The following is a 22,838-nucleotide window of genomic DNA, read 5'->3' as shown; positions in this document are numbered from 1 at the left end:
CCTCGCGCATGCGGGGCCGAGCGAAGCGAGGGTTCGGTATGAGTGTCCCCGCGCCCCGTCGCACCGCGCCCCGGCCGCCCGTGCGCCGCCCGGACGCCCGCTGCCGCGCCCGCCGGGTCACCGTGGCCACCGCCGCGCTGTGTCTGGTCGCGGCCACCGCCGCCGCGGCGCCGCCGGCGCCCCCCGCGCCGACCGGTTGCGGGGAGCTGGTGCGCGGCCAGCTGTGTCTCCGGGGGCCGGTGGGGGCCGACGGGATGTACACCGCGACCTACCGGCGGAACGGGTCGGCGGCCGGTCTCGACGAGATCGTCGTGCGGCTCGGCTACCAGCGCAAGAACGACCGGATCACCGCCTTCCCCGGCTGGTTCGGCACCCGGCGCACCCAGGGCGGCGCGGTCGGGCTGAGCGGCCGGGTGGAGATGCTCGCGGAGGAGTGCATCCGGGGCGTCATGGAGCGGGGGGAGACGCTCTACGTCACAAAATGGACCTGCGATTGATGCCCGTGAGGTGCGAGATGCACGGGATGTACGGGATCTCCTGAAAGGGGCGCACTGTGTGGCAGGTTGTGCTGGGCATCACCCCCACCACGGTGGCGCTCTTCCTGGTCCTGGCGCTGGCGGCGGCGGTGGCGCTCGCCCTGTGGACGGCGCTCGCCCCCGACAGCGGCGCACCGCGCACCACGGCCCGTGCGCTGCTGGCCGGCTGGCTGCTGCTGTTCCTGCTGGCGACGCTCGCGCCGAGCCAGCCGGTCGGCTCCGGGGACGCGACGGTGTGGTGGCGGCCCGGTGAGGGGCTGTTCGATCTGGGCGCCCAGCTGGAGCCCGGGGAGCTGGCGATGCTGGTGCGGCGGCAGATCGCCAATGCCGCGCTGTTCGTGCCCGCACCACTGCTGCTGCGGTTCGCCGCCCCGCGCACGTCGGCCGCCGGGGCCTTCCTGCTGGGCGTGGGGCTGTGCCTGGTCATCGAGACGGCGCAGCTGCTGATGCGGGCCGGGCGGATCGCCGATATCGACGATGTGATCTGCGCGGCGGCCGGCACCGTCATCGGTACGGGGCTGGCGCTGGCCGGGCAGCTCGGGGTCGCCGCTATGCGTCGTCGAGGCCTTCCGCGGCGCGCCGTTCGCGCAGCTCCATGATCGCGCGCCGACGGGCGAGGCGGTGCGTCCGGCGGATCTGCGCCTCCTGGTAGCGGCGCTTGTCACGCTCGGTCTCGGGGAGCACCGGCGGCACCCGGCGCGGCTTGCCCTGTTCGTCGACGGCGGCGAAGACGAGGTAGGCGGAGCCGACCTGCTGGGCCGGGCTGGATTCGTTCCAGCGCTCGGCCAGGACCCGTACGCCGACCTCCATCGAGGAGCGGCCGGTCCAGTTGACCTGGGCGCGTACATGCACGAGGTCGCCGATCCGGACCGGTTCGAGGAAGGCCATCTCGTCCATGGAGGCGGTCACGGCCGGCCCGCCGGAGTGGCGGCCGGCCACCGCGCCCGCCGCGTCGTCGACGAGCTTCATGATCACGCCGCCGTGCACCGTTCCCAGGAGGTTCGTGTCGCCGGCCGTCATGATGTGGCTGAGCGTGATGCGGGACACGGAAGTGGGCTTGCCCACCGCCTCGCCCTCGGGGGTGTCGGTGACGAGTTCGGTCATGGAGTCCAGCCTAAGCCGCGCCCGTGCGGCACCCGTCCCGCGCGGATCGTGAGACTGGTCTCGCCGTTTGCGCAGGTCCGTGACACAGGTCTCACCGCTCCCGCCGGAAACCATCCGGAATGGTTGCTTCCATTCGTGCAGGTCGGAATGGTCATGTCCGCTTGCGGTATGCGGCGGAAGGGCGCCGTAGCTTTGCATCAGCTCTGCAACAGCACTGGCCCGATCCCGCACCCGCTCTATGGAGCACCCCGCCGCGGCGTGCACACTTCCCCGTATGAATGAGTGGCCCAACGGGTGGTCCGGCGACCAGAACGGCAACCGGTACGGATACGGCAGCGGCAGCGCCGAGCCGGAGGGTGCGCGCGCCATGCCCCAGGTGCGGCGTGACGCAGGCCCCGGCTATCAGCGGCACGAGCCGCCGATGCCGGCGTCGATGTCCCCGCGCAGGGGCGCGACCGTACCGCCGCAGCAGTCCCAGGGCTACGACGATTCATACGACGACGGCTACAACACCGGCCAGGTCTACGGCGGCGGCCGCGGCCGCGGCGGCGGTGGCTACGACGACGACTACGGCCCGGCCGGCCGCGGCCGGCCGCGCCCCCGCTGGGGCAAGCGCATCAAGTGGACGGTCATCACCCTGGTCGCGGTGCTGGCGGTCACCTCGGTCGCCACCTACTTCTGGGCCGACGGCAAGCTCCGCCGCAAGGTCGACCTGAGCAAGGTCATCGACCGGCCGGAGACCGGCGACGGCACGAACTACCTGATCGTCGGCTCGGACAGCCGCGAGGGCATGACCGCCGAGCAGAAGCGCAAGCTGCACACCGGCTCGGCCGAGGGCAAGCGCACCGACTCGATGATGATCCTGCACGACGGCAGCAACGGCCCGACGCTGATATCCCTGCCGCGTGACTCGGACGTGGAGATACCCACCTTCGTCGGCTCGGACTCCGGCAAGAAGTACCCGGGCACGGGGCGGCACACCAAGCTCAACGCGGCCTACGCCGAGGACGGCCCGGAGCTGCTGGTGCGGACCGTCGAGTACAACACCAAGCTGCACATCGACCACTACGTCGAGATCGGCTTCGCCGGCTTCGCCAACATCGTGGACGCCATCGGCGGGGTCGAGATGGATCTCCCCAAGGCGATCAAGGACAAGGACTCCGGCGCCGACTTCCCGGCCGGCAAGCAGACCCTCAACGGCCAGCAGGCGCTCGCCTACGTCCGCACCCGGCACGCCTTCGCCCAGCAGGACCTGGACCGTACGAAGAACCAGCAGAAGTTCCTGGCGACGCTGGCGAGCCAGACCGCCACCCCCGCCACGGTCCTCAACCCCTTCAAGCTCTACCCGACGATGGGCGCCGGCCTGGACACGCTCGTCGTCGACAAGGACATGAGCCTGTGGAGCCTGGGCGAGATGTTCTTCGCGATGAAGGGCGTCACCGGCGGCGAGGGCAAGTCCATGAACATGCCGGTCTCCGGCAGCAACGGCGGCAACCTGGTCTGGGACAAGGCCAAGCTCCGCCAGCTGGTGCAGCAGCTCAACAACGACGAGAAGGTCACGGTCAGCGGCAACTGACCGCGGTGACAAAGGGGCCCCGGACCGCCGCTGCGGTCCGGGGCCCTCTGCTCGTCCGGGTGCCTACTGCGGCAGGTTGCGCGCCATCACGATCCGCTGGACCTGGTTGGTGCCCTCGTAGATCTGCGTGATCTTGGCGTCCCGCATCATCCGCTCGACCGGGTAGTCACGTGTGTAGCCGTAGCCGCCGAGCAGCTGGACGGCGTCCGTGGTGATCTCCATGGCCGCGTCCGAGGCGTAGCACTTGGCCGCCGCGCCGAAGAACGTCAGGTCCTCGCCCTTGCCGCCGGCCGATATCCGCTCGGAGCGGGCGGCCGCGGCGTAGGTCAGCTGACGGGCCGCCTCCACCTTCATGGCCATGTCGGCGAGCATGAACTGCACGCCCTGGAAGTCACCGATCGGCTTGCCGAACTGCTTGCGCTCCTGGACATAGCCCTTGGCGTAGTCCAGGGCGCCCTGGGCGATACCGAGCGCCTGGGCCGCGATGGTGATGCGGGTGTGGTCCAGGGTCTTCATGGCGGTGGCGAAGCCGGTGCCCTCCGCGCCGATCATGCGGTCGGCGGGGATCCGGACGTTGTCCAGGTAGACCTCGCGGGTCGGGGAGCCCTTGATGCCGAGCTTCTTCTCCGGGGCGCCGAAGGAGACCCCCTCGTCGCCCTTCTCGACGACGAAGGCCGAGATGCCCTTCGAGCGCTTCTCCGGGTCGGTGACGGCCATCACCGTGTAGTACTCGCTGACGCCGGCGTTGGTGATCCAGCGCTTGACGCCGTTGAGGATGTAGTGGTCGCCGTCGCGGACGGCCTTGGTCTTCATACCGGCCGCGTCCGAACCGGCGTCCGGCTCGCTCAGGCAGTACGAGAACATCGCGTCGCCCTTGGCCAGCGGGCCCAGGTACTTCGCCTTCAGCTCCTCGGAGCCGGAGAGGATCACCGGCAGCGAGCCGAGCTTGTTGACCGCCGGGATGAGGGAGGACGACGCACAGACGCGGGCGACCTCCTCGATGACGATGACGGTCGCCAGCGCGTCGGCGCCGGCCCCGCCGTAGGCCTCCGGTACGTGGACGGCGTGCAGGTCGTTGGCGACCAGCGCGTCGAGCGCCTCCTGCGGGAAGCGGGCCTCCTCGTCCACCGCGGCGGCGAACGGCGCGATCTTCGCCTCGGCGAGCGAGCGCACCGACTCGCGGAGCATGTCGTGCTCCTCGGATGGCCGGTACAGATCGAAATCAGCGGTTCCCGCCAAGGTTTCTCACTCCCCTGTGAGCTGACTGCAAGTGCTAACTACCGTTAAGTAACCCGTATACCTCTCCGGATTCTAGGCGCCGATCCCCGGCTGCGGATACGTGAGGTTGCCGACAGTTACCCACGCGGCCCGGAAGCGGCTGGAGTAGCCCATTCCCCTCCCGACTATGCTCGTCCAGCGCCGTTTTCCCCAGGACCCGTCTGGAGCTTTTATGCCCCTCAAGATCACCGTGATCGGCACCGGCTACCTCGGCGCCACCCACGCCGCGGCCATGGCCGAGCTGGGCTTCGAGGTGCTGGGGCTCGATGTGGTCCCCGAGAAGATCGAGATGCTTCAGCGGGGCGAGGTCCCGATGTACGAGCCCGGTCTGGAGGATCTGCTGCGCCGCCATGTCGCCGGGATCGAGGGGTCCACCGGCCGGCTGCGCTTCACCACCTCCTACGAGGAGGCCGGGGCCTTCGGCGATGTGCACTTCGTCTGCGTGAACACCCCGCAGAAGCACGGTGAGTACGCCTGCGACATGAGTTACGTGGACAGCGCCTTCGACGCGCTGGCGCCGCATCTGACCCGGCCCACGCTGGTGGTCGGCAAGTCCACGGTGCCGGTGGGCAGCGCGGCCCGGCTCGCCGCGCGGCTGGTCGCGGCCGCCCCCGCGGGCGAGGCCGCCGAGCTGGCCTGGAACCCGGAGTTCCTGCGCGAGGGCTTCGCCGTCAAGGACACCCTGCACCCGGACCGGATCGTCGCCGGTGTGGCCGGGGAGAGGGCCGAGGAACTGCTGCGTGAGGTGTACGCCAAGCCGATCGCCGAGGGCTCGCCGTTCATCGTCATGGACTACCCGACGTCCGAGCTGGTGAAGACCTCCGCCAACTCCTTCCTGGCGACCAAGATCTCCTTCATCAACGCGATGGCGGAGGTCTGCGAGGCGGCCGACGGCGATGTGGTGAAGCTGGCCGAGGCCATCGGGCACGACGACCGGATCGGCAAGAAGTTCCTCCGGGCCGGCATCGGCTTCGGCGGCGGCTGTCTCCCCAAGGACCTGCGGGCGTTCATGGCCCGCGCCGGTGAGCTGGGCGCCGACCAGGCACTGACCTTCCTCCGCGAGATCGACTCCATCAACATGCGGCGCCGCGGCCACATGGTCGAGCTGACCCGGGACGCGGTCGGCGGCGGCTTCCTCGGCAAGCGGGTCGCCGTACTGGGCGCGACCTTCAAGCCGGACTCGGACGATGTCCGCGACTCCCCCGCGCTCAATGTCGCCGGCCAGATCCACCTCCAGGGCGGCCAGGTGACGGTGTACGACCCGAAGGGCATGGAGAACGCCCGGCGGCTCTTCCCGACGCTGGCGTACGCGGACACCGCACTGGAGGCGGTGCGCGGCGCGGATGTGGTGCTGCATCTGACGGAGTGGCGCGAGTTCCGTGAGCTGGACCCGGCGGCCCTGGGCGAGGCGGTCGCCGAGCGCCGCATCCTGGACGGCCGGAACGCGCTGGACCCGGCCCTGTGGCGCAAGGCCGGCTGGACGTACCGCGCACTGGGCCGCCCCCAGGCGTAAGCGTCCCCTTATTCGGACTCCGCGCGTCGGGCGCGATAGGTCCGCATCTTCGCCCGGCTGCCGCAGACCGCCATGGTGCACCAGCGGCTGCGGCCGGCCGGGCTCCTGTCGTAGAAGACCCAGCGGCAGTCATGGGCCTCGCAGGCCTTGAGCCGGGTCCAGGTGCCGTCCGCGACCGCGGTCGCGATGCCCGCCGCGATCCGGGCGGTGAACTGCGCGGCGCCACCGAGTCCCGGAGCCGGGCGCAGCGCGGTGCCGCCGTCCGGAGCCACCGCCAGCACGAGGGGCGCGGCGGCGAACAGCCGCTCCAGCGTCCGGGCCGTCCGCTCCGATACGCCGGTGCCGGCGGTATGCGCCAGACACACCTCCCGGAGCGCCTCGCGCAGCTCCTGGAGCGCCGCCAACTCCCGCTCCCCCGCCCCGGGTTCGGCCACCCCGTGCGCACGCAGAAAGGCGCCGGGGCCGCCGTCGGCGCTCAGCGCGTCCGCCCCGGTCTCGATGTCGAGGGTGTTCACCAGATCCTGCACCCACCGCAGGGATTCCGGAGCTGTTCGGGATGCCACCCTTGTCACGTTACCGATACTCGGCCATCATGCGGTAACGAGGTTACCGGTTGAGTCGATGAGGAGGTAACGCCATGGGTTTGATCAAGCTGGGCGTCGTCGCACTGGACTGCCCCGACCCCCGGGCACTCGCCAACTTCTACGCCCAGGTGCTCGACTGGCAGGTGACGGGAGGCGACGACGAGTGGATCGAAATCGCCGGCCCCACCGGCCGCACCCTCGCCTTCCAGCAGGTGCCGGAGGCGGACTACCGCCCGCCGCAGTGGCCGGGCCAGGAGACGCCCCAGCAACTCCACCTCGACTTCGACGTCCGCCGCGCGGACATCGACGAGGCCGAGCGCAAGGTTCTCGCCCTGGGAGCGAAGCTGGTCCAGGGCGACGCGGAGGGCCGCGACTGGCGGGTCTATCTGGACCCGGCGGGCCACCCGTTTTGCCTTTGCCTCAAGTAGGCCCTTCGCTGCGCTTGCCTTTGCCCCCACGTTTTCGGCTTTCCCGCCGTGGTGGTTGCTCGCCGTTGCGCCTGCGGCGGGCGGTGCCGCTGCGCGGGGCTGTCGGGTGCGGTGACGGGTCTGCGCGGGTGGGGGTGTCCGGACTGCTTCGCTTTACGTCCGGACACCCCCACCCGCGCAGACCCGTCCCCTCCCGTTGAGGGGTGGGAAAAACCTTGGGGGGTGGACCCGTAGTGGTCCGGTGCGGCTTGTCGATCACACGCAATGGGCGCGGGCACAGGCACGGTCACGGGCACGGGCGGCCAGCCCCCACCACCTGTACTCACTCCCCCAACGGGAGGGGACGGGCCGGAGGGGCCGGTGTGTGGGACGTAAAGCGAAGCAGTCCCACACACCGGCCCCGGAGGCCCGTCACCGCACCCACAGCCCCGCGCAGCGGACCCGGCCCGCCGCAGGCGCAACGGCGAGAAACCACCACGGCGGGCCAGACAAACCGCAGGGCCAACCCAAGCGTCACCCGGAAACGTCCTCCGCCGCGCGCAAAGCGCGCACCGCGTTCTGCCAAGTCAGCTTCGCCAGATCCCCCTCGGACCACCGTCGATCCATCAGCTCGGCGATCAGATTCGGGTAGCCCGCGACATCCGCCAGGCCGTCAGGCGTGAACGCGGTGCCGTCGAAGTCGCCGCCGATGCCGATGTGGTCGACGCCGGCGACCTCCCGCATGTGGTCGAGGTGGTCGGCGACGGTGGCCACGGTGGCCTTCGGGCGCGGGTTGGCCGCCTCGAAGGCCCGCTGGACGGCCATGCCCGCCTCGGTGGTGTCGAGGTGGTGCAGACCGTGGGCGCGCATGTTCTCGTCGGCGCGCAGCGTCCACTCGACGGCGGCGGGCAGCACGAACTTCGGCACGAAGGTGGCCATCGCGACCCCGCCGTTGGCGGGCAGCTGGGCGAGCACGTCGTCGGGGATGTTGCGCGGGTGGTCGCAGACGGCACGGGCGGAGGAGTGCGAGAAGATCACCGGCGCGGTGCTGACGCGCAGCGCGTCACGCATGGTGTCGGCCGAGACGTGCGAGAGGTCGACCAGCATCCCGCAGCGGTTCATCTCCCGGACGACCTCTTCGCCGAAGGCCGACAGTCCGTGGTGGCGCGGCTCGTCGGTCGCGGAGTCCGCCCAGTCGATGGTGTCGTTGTGGGTGAGCGTCATGTAGCGCACGCCCAGCTCGTAGAGCGCGCGCAGCGTGCCCAGCGAGTTGTTGATGGAGTGGCCGCCCTCGGCGCCCATGAGGGACGCGATCCGGCCCTCCGCGCGGGCCGCCTCCATGTCGTCGGCGGTGCGGGCCAGCCGCAGCACGTCGGGGTAGCGGGCGACCAGCTGCCGGACCACGTCGATCTGTTCGAGGGTGGCGGTGACGGCCTTGTCGCCCGCGTAGTCGGAACGGACGTAGACCGACCAGAACTGTGCGCCGACGCCGCCGGCCCGCAGCCGCGGCAGATCGGTGTGCAGATGCGCGGACTGGTCGGCGGCGATATCGCGCTGGTCGAGGTCGTAGCTGACCTGCTCGCGCAGCGCCCAGGGCAGGTCGTTGTGACCGTCGACGACGGGCCAGCGGGCGAGCAGGTCCCGTGCCGCCTCCTGGGAGGAGCTCACTTGGCGCCGCCGAAGCCGAAGCCGTTCGGGGTGGCGACCTTGGTGCGCAGCCGCTTGCCCTTCTCGGTGGCCTGGTCGTTCAGCTCCTGCTGGAACTCCCGCATCTTGCCCATGAGTTCGGCGTCCTCGGTGGCGAGGATCCGGGCGGCCAGCAGCCCGGCGTTGCGGGCCCCGCCGACCGAGACGGTGGCCACCGGCACACCGGCCGGCATCTGCACGATGGACAGCAGGGAGTCCATGCCGTCCAGGTACTTCAGCGGGACGGGGACGCCGATGACCGGCAGCGGGGTGACCGAGGCGAGCATCCCGGGGAGGTGGGCCGCGCCTCCGGCACCGGCGATGATCACCTTCAGCCCGCGCTCCGCGGCCTGCTCGCCGTACGTGATCATCTCGCGCGGCATACGGTGCGCCGAGACGACATCGACCTCGTAGGGGATCTCGAACTCGGCGAGGGCCTGGGCGGCGGCCTCCATGACGGGCCAGTCGGAGTCGGAGCCCATGACGATGCCGACCACGGGGGACGGGTCGGAGGGGCGGGTTTCGGACTGGGGGTGCCTCCCAGCGGTAGCTGGGGGAGGGCTGGACGTCATTCGGTGATCGTTCCTCGCAGGTATCCGGCGGCATGAGCGGCGCGCTCGCGCACGTCGGCCAGGTCGTCGCCGTAGGTGTTGACGTGTCCGACCTTGCGGCCGGGCTTCACGTCCTTGCCGTACATGTGGATCTTCAACTGCGGGTCCCGCGCCATGCAATGGAGGTACGCGTAATACATGTCGGGGTAGTCGCCGCCGAGGACGTTGGCCATGACCGTCCAGCGGGCGCGCGGGCGCGGATCGCCGAGCGGGAGGTCGAGAACGGCCCGGACGTGGTTGGCGAACTGCGAGGTGATCGCGCCGTCCTGGGTCCAGTGGCCGGAGTTGTGCGGGCGCATGGCGAGCTCGTTGACGAGGATCCGGCCGTCGGCGGTCTCGAAGAGCTCGACGGCCAGATGGCCGACGACCCCCAGCTCCTGGGCGATGCGCAGCGCCAGCTCCTGGGCCTGGCCGGCCAGCTCGGAGTCGAGGCCGGGGGCGGGCGCGATCACGGTGTCGCAGACGCCGTCGACCTGGATGGACTCCACGACCGGGTAGGCGACGGCCTGGCCGTGCGGGGAGCGGACGATGTTGGCCGCCAGCTCGCGGACGAAATCGACCTTTTCCTCCGCGAGGACGGGCACCCCGGCGCGGAACGGCTCGGCGGCGTCCTTGGAGGATCGTACGACCCAGACCCCCTTGCCGTCATAGCCACCGCGGACCGTCTTGAGGATCACGGGAAATCCGTCGCCCTCGGCCGCGAAGCGTTCCACATCCGCCGGGTCGGAGACGATGCGGTGCCGTGGGCAGGGCACGTCGATCGCGTCCAGCTTCGCCCGCATCACCCCCTTGTCCTGGGCGTGCACGAGCGCGTCGGGGCCGGGCCGGACGGGGATGCCGTCGGCCTCCAGTGCCCGCAAGTGCTCGGTGGGAACGTGCTCGTGATCGAAAGTGATCACATCGCAGCCACGGGCGAAGGCGCGCAGCGTGTCCAGATCGCGGTAGTCGCCAATGACGACATCACCGACCACCTGAGCCGCGGAATCCTGCGGAGTGTCGCTGAGGAGCTTGAATTTGATGCCGAGGGGGATACCCGCCTCGTGGGTCATACGGGCGAGCTGACCGCCGCCGACCATGCCGACTACCGGGAACGTCACGCCCCCCAGGGTATCCGCCCGGCTCCGCTGCCCCGATACCGGCTTGGATGATCCTCTGAGTTCGCGCGTTCGAAGTGCGTCGACGGAAGATCGACACCGGCCCCGGCGCCCGGGCCGGGGTGCGGGACCGGCGCCCGGAGCGGGCCCGGCACAAGGGGAGGCCGGATGGAGCACAGCGGCATACCGAGGGGCACCAGAACGCCGGTGATCGTCGTCGCGATCACCGCGCTGCTGATCGCCCTGCACTCCGTTTTCAGCCAGTTGTCCGCGCCGGAGGTCTATGACGCGGACGACACCGAGATCGTGGTCTCCCCCGGCGACCGCTTCAGCGTGCGGGTCACCGACGACCCCGTGGGCGGCTACCGCTGGATCATCGCCGAGCCGCGCCCCGACCCGGCCGTCCTCAAAGCCACCGGCGGGCACCTGGCCACCGGCGGTCCGCCGCCGGCCGGGCCCGCCCGCTACCTCGCCTTCGAGGCCCTCCGCGCGGGCCGTACGGACTTACGGCTGCTGCGCTGCCGGCGCTGCGGCCCCGGCGCGGCCGACGAAGCGGGCGCCCGGAGCCTCAATTTCCGCGTCACCGTCGGCTGACCCGGACGGCCCTCCGAGGTTGCCCGCGGCCCCGTCGTGTGGCAGGCACCCGCCTCGGGGCGTGGTTAGCATGAGGGAGCGGACCGGGGTTGACGGCCCGCGGAGACCGCACAAGACGGGGAGCTGAACGATCACCATGAGTGAACGGAGCGCACTGCGGTCGCGGCTGGAGGCGCTCACTCGTGAAGTGGTGAAGTTCGGCGCGGTCGGCGGCGCGGGGGTCGTGGTCAACTTCGCGGTGTTCAACCTCGTACGGCAGCTGACCGAGGTGCCCGTCGTCCGGGCCAGCATCATCGCGACGGTGGTGGCGACCGGAACCAACTACCTCGGCTACCGCTACTTCACCTACCGCGACCGCGACAAGCGGGGCCGCACCAAGGAGCTGACGCTCTTCCTGCTGTTCAGCGCGATCGGCCTGGTGATCGAGAACGGCCTGCTCTATGTCGCGACCTACGGCTTCCACTGGGACAGCCCGCTCCAGAACAACCTCTTCAAGTTCCTCGGCATCGGCATCGCCACGCTCTTCCGCTTCTGGTCCTACCGCACCTGGGTCTTCCGTACGCTGCCCGCGCGCGAGGCCATAGAGACGGCCGAGTCCTTCCTCGCCGACGGCTCCCGGCGCCCGCGCAGCCCCTCCCGTAAGTAGCCCGGCGCGCTCCGGCCCGGCCGCGCACACCCGCCGCTCACTCCTCGGCGGGCTCCGCCTCCCGGGCCAGGAACAGCGCGAAGACCGGCGGCTGCTGCTGGAGCAGCTCCAGCCGGCCGCCGTCCGCCTCCGCCAGATCCCGTGCGACGGCCAGCCCCAGACCGGTGGAATTGCGGCCGGACACGGTCCGCTCGAAGACCCGCGCGCCGAGGTCCGTCGGCACCCCGGGCCCGGCGTCGGTGACCTCGACGACCGCCTGGTTGCCGGTGACCCGGGTACGCAGCGCGACCGTGCCGTCGCCGTGCATCAGGGAGTTCTCGATCAGGGTGGCCAGCACCTGGGCGACCGCGCCGGGGGTGCCGACCGCCCGCAGCCCCTTCTTGCCGGAGCGCACGATGGCCCGTCCCGCGCTGCGGTAGGCCGGCCGCCACTCCTCGATCTGCTGCTTGACCACCTCGTCCAGGTCGAAGGCGACAGCGGAGCCGCTGCGCGGGTCCCGGGAGTTGGTCAGCAGCCGCTGGACGACATCCGTCAGCCGCTCCACCTGCGCCAGCGCGATGGTGGCCTCTTCCTTCACGGTGTCCGGATCGTCGGTGACGGTGATCTCCTCCAGCCGCATGGACAGCGCGGTCAGCGGCGTCCGCAGCTGGTGGGAGGCGTCCGCGGCCAGCCGCCGCTCGGCGGTCAGCATCCGGGCGATCCGCTCAGCGCTGGCGTCCAGCACATCGGCGACCCGGTCCAGTTCCTGGACGCCGTAGCGGCGGTGGCGCGGACGGGGGTCGCCGGAGCCCAGCCGCTCGGCGGTCTCCGCGAGGTCGGTGAGCGGCGCGGTCAGCCGGCGGCCCTGCCGGACGGCCAGGATCACCGCCGCGATGATCGCCAGCAGCGCCACGGCGAGAATGACCAGCAGCGTCCGGCCGATCTCCGCGCTGACGCTGGAGCGCGACTCCTGGACCGTGACGGACTCACCGCGGTCGCCGCGCACCCGGGACTCGATGACATCGCCCGAGGGCCGCTTCCCGATCTCGATCGGCGTCTTGCCGGGCACCGAGATCCGCGCGTACCTCTTGGCGGTGATCTGCTCGGAGAGGACGTCCGGGGTGATCTTCTCGCCGCTGCCCAGCCGGCTCTCCACTATCCCGACGAGCCGGATCGCCTCGGACGCCACGCTCTCCTGCGCACCGGCCTCGATGGTGCGGGTCTCGACGATGACGAGCGAGACACCGAAGACGGCGATCACGACGAGCACCACGGCGAGCGTGGAGTTGATCAGGCGGCGGCGCACGGGTCAGTGGCTCTTTTCAGCTTTTTTCGAAGCGGAAGCCGACACCGCGGACGGTGGCGATGTAGCGGGGGTTGGCGGCGTCGTCCCCGAGCTTCTTGCGCAGCCAGGAGATATGCATGTCGAGCGTCTTGGTGGAGGACCACCAGGTGGTGTCCCAGACCTCGCGCATCAGCTGGTCGCGGGTGACGACCCGGCCGGCGTCCCGCACCAGGACCCGCAGCAGATCGAACTCCTTCGCCGTGAGCTGGAGTTCCTCCTCACCCATCCACGCACGGTGCGACTCGACATCGATCCGCACCCCGTGGGTGGCCGGCGGCTGCTGGGGCTCGGCGGTGGAGCCGCGGCGCAGCAGGGCCCGTACGCGGGCGAGGAGTTCGGCGAGCCGGAAGGGCTTGGTGACGTAGTCGTCGGCACCGGCGTCCAGGCCCACCACGGTGTCCACCTCGTCGGCGCGGGCGGTCAGCACCAGGATGGGGAAGGAGTGGCCTTCGTTGCGCAGCCGGCGGGCGACCTCCAAGCCGTCCATCCCGGGCAGCCCCAGGTCCAGGACGACGAGGTCGATGTTCCCCTGGAGACCGGCGTCGAGCGCGGTCGGGCCGTCCTCGCGCACCTCGACTTCGTAACCCTCGCGGCGCAGTGCGCGGGCGAGCGGCTCCGAGATGGACGCGTCATCCTCGGCGAGCAGTACACGGGTCATGGCCCGATGGTAGTCCGATGAACCGGCGCCGAGGGGCGGACCAGCGCGGATGGCCGACGACGGACCGTTCCTGCACCGATAGCGCCCTGAGCTGCACAAGCCTCGGGCGCGCGCGGGAGCGCGTGAGCGAACGGCGGGCGCCGATGGTTCCCCGTGGCGGTGTGACCGTTGTCTCACGCAGCCCCTCGCTGACAGAACGAGTCGTATGGTGGTTGGACGTCCATCGCACAACTTCCGGGACCTTTGACTCTCAACTGACGTCATCGGTCCCTCGTTGTGTCCGGGACCGCCACCAACGGCCCCGTCACACAGTGATCCACCTGCCGACCGGGTCCGGCGCGCTTGCCCCACGGGGGCGTGGAATCCGGGGTACGACCGTCCTGCCGGCCCTTCATGGGTGCCGAACCTCCCGGACGTGGAGGCGGGCGGGACTACCCGGTGCCGGTCACCCCCCACCCGGGCGCGTATCGGCCTGCGAACGCGTCCCGTAGCAGCAAGGAAGCATCCATGGCGTCCAGCCTGACGAAGGACGCTGCCCAGCAGGGGAACCCTGCCAACGGCGGCAAAACCTTCTTCGGCCACCCCCGCGGACTGGCCACTCTCTTCATGACCGAGATGTGGGAGCGCTTCAGCTTCTACGGCATGAAAGCACTCCTCCCGCTGTACCTGATCGCGCCCGGCGGCATGCATATGCCGGCCACCACGGCCACCGCGATCTACTCCGTGTACCTGGCGATGGTCTATCTGCTCGCCATGCCGGGCGGTTGGGTGGCCGACCGCTTCTGGGGACCGCGCAAGACGGTCGCCATCGGCGCCGGTGTGGTCATCGCGGGCCACATCACGCTGGCCCTGCCCACCTCGGTGAGCTTCTTCGCCGGTCTCGTGCTGGTCGCGCTGGGCTCCGGCCTGCTGAAGGCGAACATCTCCGCGATGGTCGGCCACCTCTATGACGGCCCGGAGGACCCGCGCCGTGACGGTGGCTTCACGCTCTTCTACATCGGTATCAACGTCGGCGCCTTCCTCGCCCCGCTGAGCATCGGCACCGTCGGCGAGAACGTCAACTGGCACTTCGGCTTCACGCTTGCCGCGGTCGGCATGGCGCTCGGCCTCGCCCAGTTCCTGCTCGGCACCCGCCACCTCAGCGCGGAGAGCAGCGTCGTCGCCAAGCCCGCGACGCCCCAGGAGCGGGCGTCCGTACTGCGCAAGGGCCTGATCTGGCTGATCGTCGCGACGGTGTTCTACACCGCGCTCGCGCTGACCGGGAACTTCGCCGACTGGGCGCTGATGCCGATCACCATCGCCGGTCTGGTCATCCCGATCGCGGTGCTGGCCCGTATGAAGCGCGACAAGGAGCTCACGGACCTCGAACAGTCCAAGCTCTCGGGCTACATCTGGTTCTTCGTGCTCGCCGCCATCTTCTGGATGATCTACGACCAGAACGGCTCGACGCTGTCGATCTTCGGTGAGCACTCCACGACGAACGACCTGCTGGGCTTCCACTTCCCGACGTCCTGGTACCAGTCGCTGAACCCGATCTTCATCATGGCGCTGGCCCCGCTGGTCGCCTCGGCGTGGCTGTGGCTGAACAAGCGCGGCAAGGAGCCGAGCACCGCCGTCAAGTTCGCGTCCAGCCTCGCGCTGATCGGCATCTCGTTCGGCGTCTTCCTCATCCCGCTGTTCGACACCGCCGCCAACGGCGGCAAGGTCAGCCCGATGTGGCTGGTGGCGATCTACTTCATCCAGACCATCGGTGAGCTGTGCCTCTCCCCGGTCGGCCTGTCGGTCACCACGAAGATGGCGCCCGCCAAGTACGGCTCCCAGATGATGGGTGTCTGGTTCCTCGCGGTCACCGCGGGCGACTCGGTGGCGGGTCTGCTGACCTCGCCGCAGCTGAACGTCGACCTGAACACCTCGTTCTCGGTCGCCGTCGAGGCCTGCCTCGCGGTCGTCGCCAGCATCGGCATCTGGACGGCCCGCAAGCGGGTCAAGCAGATGATGGGCAGCGTCAACTGACGCCTGCCGGCCCCGCACAACGGAAGGGGGCGTCGCACCGCCGGTGCGACGCCCCCTTCGTGCGTGCCGTGGACGTACCGCGTCAGCGGACCTGTGCCCGGCGCCGCGGCAGGAACGTGAACACCGCGCCGCCCAGCAGGATGACGGTGCCGGCGACGAGGCCGAGCGCGGTGAGCGCGCCGTGGTCGCTCGCACCGGTCTCGGCGAGGCCGCCGCCGCTGCCGCCCGAGACACTGGCCGGTCCGGCGCTGCCGCCGGAGGCCGCCGCACCGCCGGCGCCGCCCGCCGCACCGCCGGACGTACCGCCCGGCTGCGCCGAGGTGTCCAGGGCGAGCGAGACGCCCGGGTCCTTCTCCGGGGTGCAGGTGGTCGTCGTCCCGAGGGCGTTGACGGTGAGCACGCCCGGGGTGAGCGTGGCCTTGCCGGTGGCCCCCGGCTTGTAGGTGCCCTTCAGATCAGGGATCTCGATCGGCTGGCCCGACTTGATGGGCCCGGGGTTCGTCGGCCCCTCGACCTTCACCGACCCCTTGTCCGCGCCGCCGACCTTGACGGCCATCGACGGCTTGACCGAGCCCTTGGGGATGTCCGCCGGGCTGTCCATGACGGACTTGCTGAACTTGACCGTCAGGTCGTAACCGCCGCCCTTCTTCACGGCGTTGATCCGGACCGGTGAGGTCGCCTTCTTGTCCCCGATCGGCGTCTTGCAGGCGTAGGGGACCTCGACCTCCTTGCCCTGGTACGCGGTGCCGTCGGGGTCGCCGCCGGAGCCTCCGGAGGCCGAACCGCCGGACGAGCCGGCGGACGTACCGCCGTCGGTGCCGCCCCCGGAGGACGTACCGGCCGAACCGCCGCCCGTGGTGGTGCCGCCCGTCGTCCCCGTCGTGCTGCCGCCGGTGGTGGTGCCCGACGTGGTCCCGGACGTGCTGCCGCCGGTCGTGCCGCCGGTACCGCCCCCGCCGTCGGTCACCTTGATGGTGACCGCGGGCCGCACCGCCTCCTTGGGCGAGCACTTGGTGTCCGTCGAGATCGGCTGGTTGACGTTGATGTTGTAGAAGCCGGGCGTCAGGGTGACCTCACCCGGCTTGGCCAGCTTGAGCTTGCCCTTCATGTCGGACAGCTTCATCGCGCCGCCCTTGGGGATCGGCGGATTCTCCCGCGGCCCCTGCATCGCCAGGTCGCCGGTCTGGGCCCCGGCCACCTTGATCGTGCCGGTCGGCTGGACGGTGTTCTCCGCCAGATCGAGGATGTCGGGGTTCTTGGAGGCCCCCTCGACGGTCTTCCAGACGACCTCGATCTCCTCGCCGACCTTCGCCGTCGCCGGCGCGCTGACCGCCACCTTCGTGGTGCCCTGGATCGGCGGCAGCCCGGATATCGGCGGCGGCAGACACTCCGTCTTGTACGACACCTCCGCGGCCTGGGCGGTGCCGGCCGCGGTCATGATGCCCGCACCCGCGAGCACCAGCGCGGCCGACGCGGCCACCGCGGCTCTCCTCCGTTGCCTCATCACGCAGAACCTTTCGACGTCGGTCGTTCGGTTGATGTGGTGGTGGACGGTGCGGTGTCCGGGGTGAACCACGGCAGCGCGGCGGAGTCGTCCGGCGTACCGGTGCCGTCTCCGGCGCGTGAGCGCGCGATTCGGTTCCTGATGCGTTTTCCGGTGCCGGCCGCGCCCGGCGGCCGGCCGGCGGCGTGGGTGCGTCCGGCCGGCCGCGTGCGGCCCGCGGAGCGCCCGCGGTCCCGGCCCGGCAGGTGCGGACGGACCCGGTCCACGACGGCCATCCCGATGCGGAACACCGCCGTCGGGACCACCACGCAGAGCAGCACCCAGAACAGCGTCACGCCCCAGGGCCTGCCGACCCCCCAGGGCTGCTCCACCAGGACCTTGCCGCCGTATTTGAGGGAGACCAGATAGTCCCCGTGCGCGCCGGCCGGCAGCTCGACCGGCAGCCTGACCTCGGCCTTCTTCCCGGCGGGGACGGTCCCCCGCCATTGCTGCTCCGCCCATTGGGGCGCGAAGACGCCGTGGGAGGTGCCGACCTGGAAGACCGGGTCCTTGGCCGGCGCCGGGCCGAGATTGCCGACGGTGACCCGCAACTCGCGCTGCGCCGGGGCGCCGAACCAGGTCAGCAGGTTGCTGCTGCCCGTCAGCCGGGGCTGGGCGACGACCGCCAGCCGGCCGCCGGTGCGCTCCTCGGGCAGCGGCGCCACCGGGTGGCCCGCCACGGTGAACGGCGCCTCCGCGTCGGCCGCCGCACCGGTCACGGTCGCCACATGCACCACACAGGGGCAGGGCTTGGGCGGCTCGGCGACCGGCAGCTTGCGGCGGAACGCGCCGTGCGCATCGGTGGTGACGGCCCGCCCGTCGCCGTTGGCGCAGGCGTTGGTGCCGCCGATCATGTTCTGTCCGCAGATCAGCAGCGTGAGCAGCGCCTTGGGCCGCCAGCCGCGGCCGGTGACGGTGAGGGTGCCGCCCTTGCCGGCCTCCTTGGCGGAGAGCCGGACGGTGGGTTTGCCGTCGGTGGCGGTGGCGTACGGGGTGGAGGCATGCGGGGCCTGGGGGGCGGCGTACGGAGCGGCCTGCGCGGCCGCGGCCGGCAGCAGGGCGGGGGCGAGGGCCAGACACAGTACGAGCGCGGCCGCGGCCGGCCGTCGCCCCCGCCGCGGGGCACGCTCGGCCGCGCGCGCCGCCCGGAGCACCCCGGCACGGCCCCCGCCGATGCCCGCCGACCTGCCCGCCGACCTGCCCGTACCCGTCTCGCCGTTCACGTGCGCGCTCCTGATCCGCTGTTCGCCAACTCCGCTGCCGGGCCCGCCGCTTCCCCTTCAGGCGGCCGCGCCGCGCCGCCCGCGCTGCGCACGGGTTCGCCGCCCCGTCCGTCGCCCGCCCCCTGTGCACGGCGTCGGCGCCGGACGACCACCAGGCCGCCCCCGCCCGCCAGGAGGAACGCCGGCCCGGCGACGACGCCCCAGGGGAGCGCGGTGTACGAGGCGGTGGCGGACCCGTGCGCACCGCCGTCCGCGGTCACCGTGAGCCGCACCTTCACCGCGTCCAGCTCGGGCGGATCGGCCCAGGTCTCCGTCAGATCGGCACTCCGCCCCGGGGCCAGCCGGTCCGGCAGAGTGCGGGCGGCCCGCCGCAGCACCGGGCCGAAGAGTCCGTCGGCGCGCACCGCGAGCCGCGGGGTCAGCACCGTGTTGCCGCGGTTGACCAGCGTGTACCGGATGACCGCCGCCCCGCCCCGGCCGCGCACCGCCACGTTCTCCACGGTCAGCGCGGCCAGCACCGGCCCGGTCACCCGCAGATGCACCGGTACGGTGTCCCGCCCGGCCGCGCCGCGCCCCGTGCCGCCCGCGGTCGCGACCAGCGCGGCGGAGTGGCCACCGGGGGCCGCGTCCGGCGGCACGGTCACCGTGAACGGGACGGTCGCCCGGGTCCGCGGCGGGACCGTCACCTCCTTGGCGGCGAACGCGAGCCAGCCGCCGGAGCCGCGCAGCCGTACCGTGACGGCCCGGCCGGCGGGGTTGCGCAGGGACAGCCGGTCGTTCATGACGGTGCCCGGCGCGCCCGCCAGGTAGAAGTACGGGCGGTCCCGGTCGCTCGGTGCGGCGCCGTCGGCGGGCGCGGGCGCGGCGGACCAGCCCGGCGGCGCGCCCGGTGCGGCGGCCGGCCGGGCCGCGGCCGGGGCGGGGCACAGCAGCACGGCGGCGGTCGCGAGGATCGCACCGCGGACCGCTGTGCGGGGACGGAACGGCATCGGCGGCTCCTGGTGCGAGGGGGTGCCTCCCCGTGCCGGCCGGGGAAGCGGGGCGTACGGGCAACGGCGGGGCACCGCGCGGGTCCTGGCCTCCCGCGCGGCGGGTCACACCCGCTGGTGACGGCGGGTCAGCCAGAGCGCACCGGCCGCACCGGCCAGCAGCACCGTGCCGCCGAGGGTGCCCAGCGCGACGGCGGAGTCCGCGGGTCCGGTCTGCGGCAGCTGCCCGCCGGCGGAGGCGCCGCCCGTGGCGGAACCGCCGGTGCCCCCCGAGGCGCCGCCGGCCCCCTTCACGTCCAGGGTCAGCGCGGGCTTCGGATGGTTGCTGGGCGTACAGGTCGTGGTGGTGCCCAGCGCCTTGATGGTGAGGGTGGACGCCGTGAAGGTGACCTTGCCGCTGCCCTTGGGCGTATAGGTGCCGCTCAAGTCACTGATCTTGATGGGAGTGTTGGCCGGAATGGCCTGGTCGTTCGGCGGCCCGGCGACCGGCACCGTACCGCTCTCCGCGCCGCCCAGCTGGATCAGCGCGGTCGGCTTCATGGCGCCCTTGCCCAGCTCGACCGGGCTGGAGGAGACCCCCTTCTGGAAGGACATGACGAGCTTGTACGCGCCCCCGCTGGCGGTGCTCTTGATGTCGATGGGCGAGACCGCGCCCTTGTTGCCGATCGGCGTTTTGCACTGGTAGTTGACGTCGACGACCTGGGCATGGGCGGCCGGTGCGGTGAGCATCACCGCGGACCCCGCCGCCATCGCCACGGCCGCGGCCAGGCCGGCCGCCCGCCCCGGGCGCCTGCCGTGCTGTTCGTAGAAGCGGGCCACCTCGGTTCCCCTTCTCCCGTGAGCGCACCGCCGGATGTTACTGACGGCACATCAGATTGGCCGCTCAAGGTACGCCGGGGACCTTGCCGAGGGAAGGCAATGCACAGCCCCGATCGGCCCGGGCCCGGGGCAGCGGGGAAATCCGGCCCGGAGCACGGCGGCCCGGAGGCGCCGAACGGAAGATTCCGCAAACGACGAAGCGCGGGCCCACAGGCCCGCGCTCAACTCTTCCCCGGCGAAGCCGCCCCTTCAGGACGGCGCGGCGAGCTCCGCCCATACGGTCTTGCCCGCACCGTCGGCGTGGCGCACCACGCCCCAGTCCAGACACAGCCGCTGCACGATGAACATGCCGTGGCCGCCGGGACGGCCCGGACGGTGGGGGCTGCGCGGCGCCGGCTGGCCCGCGCCGAGGTCGCTGACCTCCAGGCGCAGCACTTTGCCGGTGCAGCGCAGCCGCAGCTCCTCAGGCCCCTCGGCATGCAGACAGGCGTTGGTGACCAGCTCCGAGACGACGAGCAGCACATCCTCCGCCGCGGCCCGCCGGTCCGCGCCGGCCGCCGGCAGCCAGCCCCAGTCGTGCAGGGCCTCCCGGGCGAAGTCACGGCCGCGCGCCACGGCTCCTCGGGCGCCCGCCAGGCGCAGCCGACGGATCTGACCCGCCGGGAGGGCGGCTGCCGGGGCGGCGGAAGCGCCGGCGCCGCCCGGCTCCGGGCCGAGATCGCCCGGCGGGTACGGCCGGGTGGTGCTCATCAGCGCTTCACCTCACCGATTCGCCTGTTCACGGAAAACAGATACTGACTGATTCAAGGATTCAGATGTCTCCTGCCCGACCGGACGGTGAGAACACCCACTTCTTGGGTACGGAAGTTGTGACACGTACTACGTGCCCGGAATGCAACCTTCCGGACTCCGCCGTCACGTCAGTCGGCCAGCGCCGCTTCGAGCGAGTCGTGCACCGTGAAGACCGCCTCCGCGCCCGTGATCTCGAAGACCCGGGCCACCACCGGCTGCATCCCCGCCAAATGCACCCCGCCCCCCTCGGCCTCCGCCTTCAGCCGCGCGCCGAGCAGCACATTGAGACCGGTGGAGTCCATGAACTCAAGGGGTGAGCAGTCCACCACCAGGCGTGCGTAGCCGTCGTCCACACAGCCTTCCAGTGACTCACGCAACAGATCAGCCGTATGGTGATCCAGCTCACCGGAGACCGTCACCACCGCGCTGGCGCCGTGATGGCGGATCTCGACGTGAAGCCGGCCCCGGCTTGCACTGCCGACCGTCCCGCGGTCCATGCGCGCGCACCCCTCTTGCTGTCTAGACGACTGTTTGCTTACCGACTGCGCTCGTCGAACCCTACGCCTTCCTGACGCCTCTCGGTAGCCGAACAATCCGCATATTGCTCAATATACGGACAACACGCACTTGCCATCTTCAGTCAAAGCCAGGTAGGCGTAGAAGCACACATTCGAAACGGCCGGCTTTGGAGGCGCCGCACACCGCAGCTTCGCGTAGAGGCATCGGCAGCCATATGCCGAGAACGATGGAGGAGACCATGTCACCCCGGCTCGACGAATTGCGCACCGACGACACCCGGCAGCCCGCATCGTCGACACCCCCGTCCGACCCGACCGGACAGATCCCTGCCCAGCCGCTGCCTGTCGAATCAGATCTGGCAGAGATGACTGAGGTCGATCTGCCCGAGATCCCGCCGTTCGACGAGGTGGGCCCGGTGGACGCGAGGGCTCTGTCCAAGACCCTCTTCGAGCGACTCGAAACGCTTGAGGAAGGCACCCACGAATTCGCGTACGTCCGCAACACCCTGGTCGAGCTCAACCTCGCGCTGGTGAAGTTCGCGGCCTCCCGGTTCCGCTCCCGCAGTGAGCCCATGGAGGACATCGTCCAGGTCGGCACGATCGGCCTGATCAAGGCGATCGACCGCTTCGAACTCAGCCGTGGCGTCGAGTTCCCGACGTTCGCGATGCCGACCATCGTCGGCGAGATCAAGCGCTTCTTCCGCGACACCAGCTGGTCGGTGCGGGTACCGAGGCGGCTTCAGGAACTGCGTCTGGACCTCGCCAAGGCCGGCGATGAACTCGCGCAGAAGCTGGACCGCGCCCCCACGGTGCACGAACTCGCCGCACGCCTCGACATCAGCCGTGACGAGGTCGTCGAGGGGATGGCCGCGAGCAACGCGTACACCGCGAGCTCGCTGGACGCCCAGCCCGAGGAGGACGACAGCGAAGGCGCGCTGGCGGACCGCATCGGCTACGAGGACCACGGGCTCGAAGGCATCGAGTACGTGGAGTCCCTCAAGCCGCTGATCGCCGAACTCCCGTCGCGCGACCGCAAGATCCTCTCGCTGCGCTTCGTCGCCAATATGACGCAGTCCGAGATCGGCGAGGAGCTGGGCATCTCCCAGATGCACGTCTCCCGTCTGCTCTCCCGCACCCTCGTCCGGCTCCGCAAGGGGCTGATGATCGACGAGTGAGGGACCCGCGGTCCCTGCCGGCCACCACGGCCGGCAGCCGCCCGCGCGAAGGAGGGCCTGCCCCGGGGTACTCGGGACGGGCCCTCCTTCGCTGTGTACGGGCGGCTCGGCGCCGCGGTCCGCGCGGCGTATGAGCGACGCGCGCGGACCGTCCG

General features: G+C 71.2%; 23 protein-coding genes. 9 read left to right on the top strand and 14 right to left on the bottom strand.

Features of this window, described 5'->3' with window-relative positions:
• Window positions 1-38: 38 nt before the first annotated feature.
• Together TU31_RS20205 and TU31_RS20200 are read left to right on the top strand one after the other, a co-directional pair.
• Entirely contained in the window at window positions 39-497 is a 459-nt protein-coding gene (locus TU31_RS20205; protein WP_042156519.1) for a hypothetical protein, read from the top strand.
• 56 nt (window positions 498-553) lie between these two features.
• Window positions 554-1,135 (top strand): VanZ family protein, encoded by a 582-nt coding sequence (locus tag TU31_RS20200; protein ID WP_042156517.1) that lies wholly within the window; start codon window positions 554-556, stop codon window positions 1,133-1,135.
• Here TU31_RS20200 and TU31_RS20195 read toward each other — a convergent pair.
• Window positions 1,086-1,640 (bottom strand): acyl-CoA thioesterase, encoded by a 555-nt coding sequence (locus TU31_RS20195; protein ID WP_042156514.1) that lies wholly within the window; start codon window positions 1,638-1,640, stop codon window positions 1,086-1,088. The genes TU31_RS20200 and TU31_RS20195 overlap by 50 nt on opposite strands.
• A gap of 274 nt (window positions 1,641-1,914) precedes the next feature.
• Here TU31_RS20195 and TU31_RS20190 point away from each other — a divergent pair, with 274 nt between their 5' ends.
• On the top strand, window positions 1,915-3,216 hold the full coding sequence (locus TU31_RS20190; protein WP_042156512.1) for an LCP family protein: 1,302 nt from the start codon (window positions 1,915-1,917) through the stop codon (window positions 3,214-3,216).
• A 63-nt stretch (window positions 3,217-3,279) separates the two neighbouring features.
• Here TU31_RS20190 and TU31_RS20185 read toward each other — a convergent pair whose 3' ends face one another.
• The gene (locus TU31_RS20185; protein ID WP_018087089.1) at window positions 3,280-4,455 is read right to left on the bottom strand and encodes an acyl-CoA dehydrogenase family protein; all 1,176 of its coding nucleotides are present in this window, start codon (window positions 4,453-4,455) and stop codon (window positions 3,280-3,282) included.
• Between the two features lie 211 nt (window positions 4,456-4,666).
• On the opposite strand from TU31_RS20185, the gene TU31_RS20180 reads away from it, so the two are divergent.
• The gene (locus TU31_RS20180; protein ID WP_042156510.1) at window positions 4,667-6,007 is read left to right on the top strand and encodes a UDP-glucose dehydrogenase family protein; all 1,341 of its coding nucleotides are present in this window, start codon (window positions 4,667-4,669) and stop codon (window positions 6,005-6,007) included.
• An 8-nt stretch (window positions 6,008-6,015) separates the two neighbouring features.
• Here TU31_RS20180 and TU31_RS20175 read toward each other — a convergent pair whose 3' ends face one another.
• A complete protein-coding gene (locus tag TU31_RS20175; RefSeq protein ID WP_042156507.1) occupies window positions 6,016-6,570 on the bottom strand; it encodes a CGNR zinc finger domain-containing protein in 555 nt (184 codons plus the stop codon).
• A gap of 74 nt (window positions 6,571-6,644) precedes the next feature.
• Between TU31_RS20175 and TU31_RS20170 the strand changes: the two genes are divergently transcribed.
• Window positions 6,645-7,019 carry a VOC family protein gene (locus TU31_RS20170; protein ID WP_042156505.1) on the top strand — a complete coding sequence of 125 codons (375 nt, stop codon included), beginning with the start codon at window positions 6,645-6,647 and terminating at the stop codon, window positions 7,017-7,019.
• A gap of 513 nt (window positions 7,020-7,532) precedes the next feature.
• Here the strand turns inward: TU31_RS20170 and TU31_RS20165 are convergent.
• From TU31_RS20165 to TU31_RS20155, 3 genes are all read right to left on the bottom strand, one after another.
• Window positions 7,533-8,666: a dipeptidase gene (locus tag TU31_RS20165; protein ID WP_042156504.1), complete on the bottom strand. Its 1,134-nt coding sequence runs from the start codon at window positions 8,664-8,666 to the stop codon at window positions 7,533-7,535.
• On the bottom strand, window positions 8,663-9,166 hold the full coding sequence (purE, locus tag TU31_RS20160) for a 5-(carboxyamino)imidazole ribonucleotide mutase (RefSeq protein ID WP_042156712.1): 504 nt from the start codon (window positions 9,164-9,166) through the stop codon (window positions 8,663-8,665). Before purE ends, TU31_RS20165 begins: the two co-directional genes overlap by 4 nt.
• 86 nt (window positions 9,167-9,252) lie before the next feature.
• Complete coding sequence (locus TU31_RS20155; protein WP_042156502.1) at window positions 9,253-10,371, bottom strand: 5-(carboxyamino)imidazole ribonucleotide synthase; 1,119 nt, start codon at window positions 10,369-10,371, stop codon at window positions 9,253-9,255.
• A gap of 186 nt (window positions 10,372-10,557) precedes the next feature.
• Here TU31_RS20155 and TU31_RS20150 point away from each other — a divergent pair, with 186 nt between their 5' ends.
• Together TU31_RS20150 and TU31_RS20145 are read left to right on the top strand one after the other, a co-directional pair.
• The gene (locus TU31_RS20150; protein ID WP_245698614.1) at window positions 10,558-10,983 is read left to right on the top strand and encodes a hypothetical protein; all 426 of its coding nucleotides are present in this window, start codon (window positions 10,558-10,560) and stop codon (window positions 10,981-10,983) included.
• A 136-nt stretch (window positions 10,984-11,119) separates the two neighbouring features.
• On the top strand, window positions 11,120-11,629 hold the full coding sequence (locus TU31_RS20145) for a GtrA family protein (RefSeq protein WP_042156497.1): 510 nt from the start codon (window positions 11,120-11,122) through the stop codon (window positions 11,627-11,629).
• Window positions 11,630-11,666: 37 nt separating this feature from the next.
• On the opposite strand, the gene TU31_RS20140 is transcribed toward TU31_RS20145, so the two are convergent.
• Together TU31_RS20140 and TU31_RS20135 are read right to left on the bottom strand one after the other, a co-directional pair.
• Window positions 11,667-12,914, bottom strand: a complete 1,248-nt coding sequence (locus TU31_RS20140; RefSeq protein ID WP_042156495.1) for a sensor histidine kinase — start codon at window positions 12,912-12,914, stop codon at window positions 11,667-11,669.
• A 16-nt stretch (window positions 12,915-12,930) separates the two neighbouring features.
• Window positions 12,931-13,611 (bottom strand): response regulator transcription factor, encoded by a 681-nt coding sequence (locus TU31_RS20135; RefSeq protein ID WP_033266590.1) that lies wholly within the window; start codon window positions 13,609-13,611, stop codon window positions 12,931-12,933.
• Window positions 13,612-14,118: 507 nt separating this feature from the next.
• On the opposite strand from TU31_RS20135, the gene TU31_RS20130 reads away from it, so the two are divergent.
• Window positions 14,119-15,624, top strand: coding sequence for a peptide MFS transporter (locus tag TU31_RS20130; RefSeq protein ID WP_042156491.1), 1,506 nt, complete (start codon window positions 14,119-14,121; stop codon window positions 15,622-15,624).
• 82 nt (window positions 15,625-15,706) lie between these two features.
• Here the strand turns inward: TU31_RS20130 and TU31_RS20125 are convergent, their stop codons facing one another.
• The 6 genes from TU31_RS20125 to TU31_RS20100 form a co-directional block, all read right to left on the bottom strand.
• Window positions 15,707-17,128, bottom strand: a complete 1,422-nt coding sequence (locus tag TU31_RS20125) for a hypothetical protein (RefSeq protein WP_042156490.1) — start codon at window positions 17,126-17,128, stop codon at window positions 15,707-15,709.
• A complete protein-coding gene (locus tag TU31_RS20120; protein ID WP_042156708.1) occupies window positions 17,128-18,321 on the bottom strand; it encodes a hypothetical protein in 1,194 nt (397 codons plus the stop codon). The genes TU31_RS20125 and TU31_RS20120 overlap by 1 nt, the downstream gene beginning before the upstream one ends.
• 65 nt (window positions 18,322-18,386) lie before the next feature.
• Window positions 18,387-19,379, bottom strand: coding sequence for a COG1470 family protein (locus tag TU31_RS20115; RefSeq protein ID WP_042156488.1), 993 nt, complete (start codon window positions 19,377-19,379; stop codon window positions 18,387-18,389).
• A 105-nt stretch (window positions 19,380-19,484) separates the two neighbouring features.
• Window positions 19,485-20,198 carry an LPXTG cell wall anchor domain-containing protein gene (locus TU31_RS20110; RefSeq protein ID WP_042156485.1) on the bottom strand — a complete coding sequence of 238 codons (714 nt, stop codon included), beginning with the start codon at window positions 20,196-20,198 and terminating at the stop codon, window positions 19,485-19,487.
• Window positions 20,199-20,447: 249 nt separating this feature from the next.
• Window positions 20,448-20,948: an ATP-binding protein gene (locus TU31_RS20105; protein ID WP_042156482.1), complete on the bottom strand. Its 501-nt coding sequence runs from the start codon at window positions 20,946-20,948 to the stop codon at window positions 20,448-20,450.
• Between the two features lie 170 nt (window positions 20,949-21,118).
• Window positions 21,119-21,487 carry an STAS domain-containing protein gene (locus tag TU31_RS20100; protein WP_042156480.1) on the bottom strand — a complete coding sequence of 123 codons (369 nt, stop codon included), beginning with the start codon at window positions 21,485-21,487 and terminating at the stop codon, window positions 21,119-21,121.
• Between the two features lie 260 nt (window positions 21,488-21,747).
• Between TU31_RS20100 and TU31_RS20095 the strand changes: the two genes are divergently transcribed.
• Entirely contained in the window at window positions 21,748-22,683 is a 936-nt protein-coding gene (locus TU31_RS20095; RefSeq protein WP_042156478.1) for an RNA polymerase sigma factor SigF, read from the top strand.
• The last annotated feature ends 155 nt before the right edge of the window (window positions 22,684-22,838 follow it).

The organism is Streptomyces lydicamycinicus, assembly GCF_000829715.2.
Taxonomy (GTDB): Bacteria; Actinomycetota; Actinomycetes; order Streptomycetales; family Streptomycetaceae; genus Streptomyces; species Streptomyces lydicamycinicus.
The sequence above is the reverse complement of the archived record's forward strand: the minus strand, read 5'-3'. Positions and strand labels throughout refer to the sequence as shown.

Bases quoted from the DNA above. Each gene is read 5' to 3' on its own strand.
- TU31_RS20205 (WP_042156519.1), top strand. From the start codon at position 39: ATGAGTGTCCCCGCGCCCCGTCGCACCGCGCCCCGGCCGCCCGTGCGC.
- TU31_RS20195 (WP_042156514.1), bottom strand. From the start codon at position 1,640: ATGACCGAACTCGTCACCGACACCCCCGAGGGCGAGGCGGTGGGCAAG.
- TU31_RS20190 (WP_042156512.1), top strand. From the start codon at position 1,915: ATGAATGAGTGGCCCAACGGGTGGTCCGGCGACCAGAACGGCAACCGG.
- TU31_RS20180 (WP_042156510.1), top strand. From the start codon at position 4,667: ATGCCCCTCAAGATCACCGTGATCGGCACCGGCTACCTCGGCGCCACC.
- TU31_RS20170 (WP_042156505.1), top strand. From the start codon at position 6,645: ATGGGTTTGATCAAGCTGGGCGTCGTCGCACTGGACTGCCCCGACCCC.
- purE (WP_042156712.1), bottom strand. From the start codon at position 9,166: ATGGGCTCCGACTCCGACTGGCCCGTCATGGAGGCCGCCGCCCAGGCC.
- TU31_RS20155 (WP_042156502.1), bottom strand. From the start codon at position 10,371: ATGGTCGGCGGCGGTCAGCTCGCCCGTATGACCCACGAGGCGGGTATC.
- TU31_RS20150 (WP_245698614.1), top strand. From the start codon at position 10,558: ATGGAGCACAGCGGCATACCGAGGGGCACCAGAACGCCGGTGATCGTC.
- TU31_RS20145 (WP_042156497.1), top strand. From the start codon at position 11,120: ATGAGTGAACGGAGCGCACTGCGGTCGCGGCTGGAGGCGCTCACTCGT.
- TU31_RS20135 (WP_033266590.1), bottom strand. From the start codon at position 13,611: ATGACCCGTGTACTGCTCGCCGAGGATGACGCGTCCATCTCGGAGCCG.
- TU31_RS20130 (WP_042156491.1), top strand. From the start codon at position 14,119: ATGGCGTCCAGCCTGACGAAGGACGCTGCCCAGCAGGGGAACCCTGCC.
- TU31_RS20125 (WP_042156490.1), bottom strand. From the start codon at position 17,128: ATGAGGCAACGGAGGAGAGCCGCGGTGGCCGCGTCGGCCGCGCTGGTG.
- TU31_RS20115 (WP_042156488.1), bottom strand. From the start codon at position 19,379: ATGCCGTTCCGTCCCCGCACAGCGGTCCGCGGTGCGATCCTCGCGACC.
- TU31_RS20105 (WP_042156482.1), bottom strand. From the start codon at position 20,948: ATGAGCACCACCCGGCCGTACCCGCCGGGCGATCTCGGCCCGGAGCCG.
- TU31_RS20100 (WP_042156480.1), bottom strand. From the start codon at position 21,487: ATGGACCGCGGGACGGTCGGCAGTGCAAGCCGGGGCCGGCTTCACGTC.
- TU31_RS20095 (WP_042156478.1), top strand. From the start codon at position 21,748: ATGTCACCCCGGCTCGACGAATTGCGCACCGACGACACCCGGCAGCCC.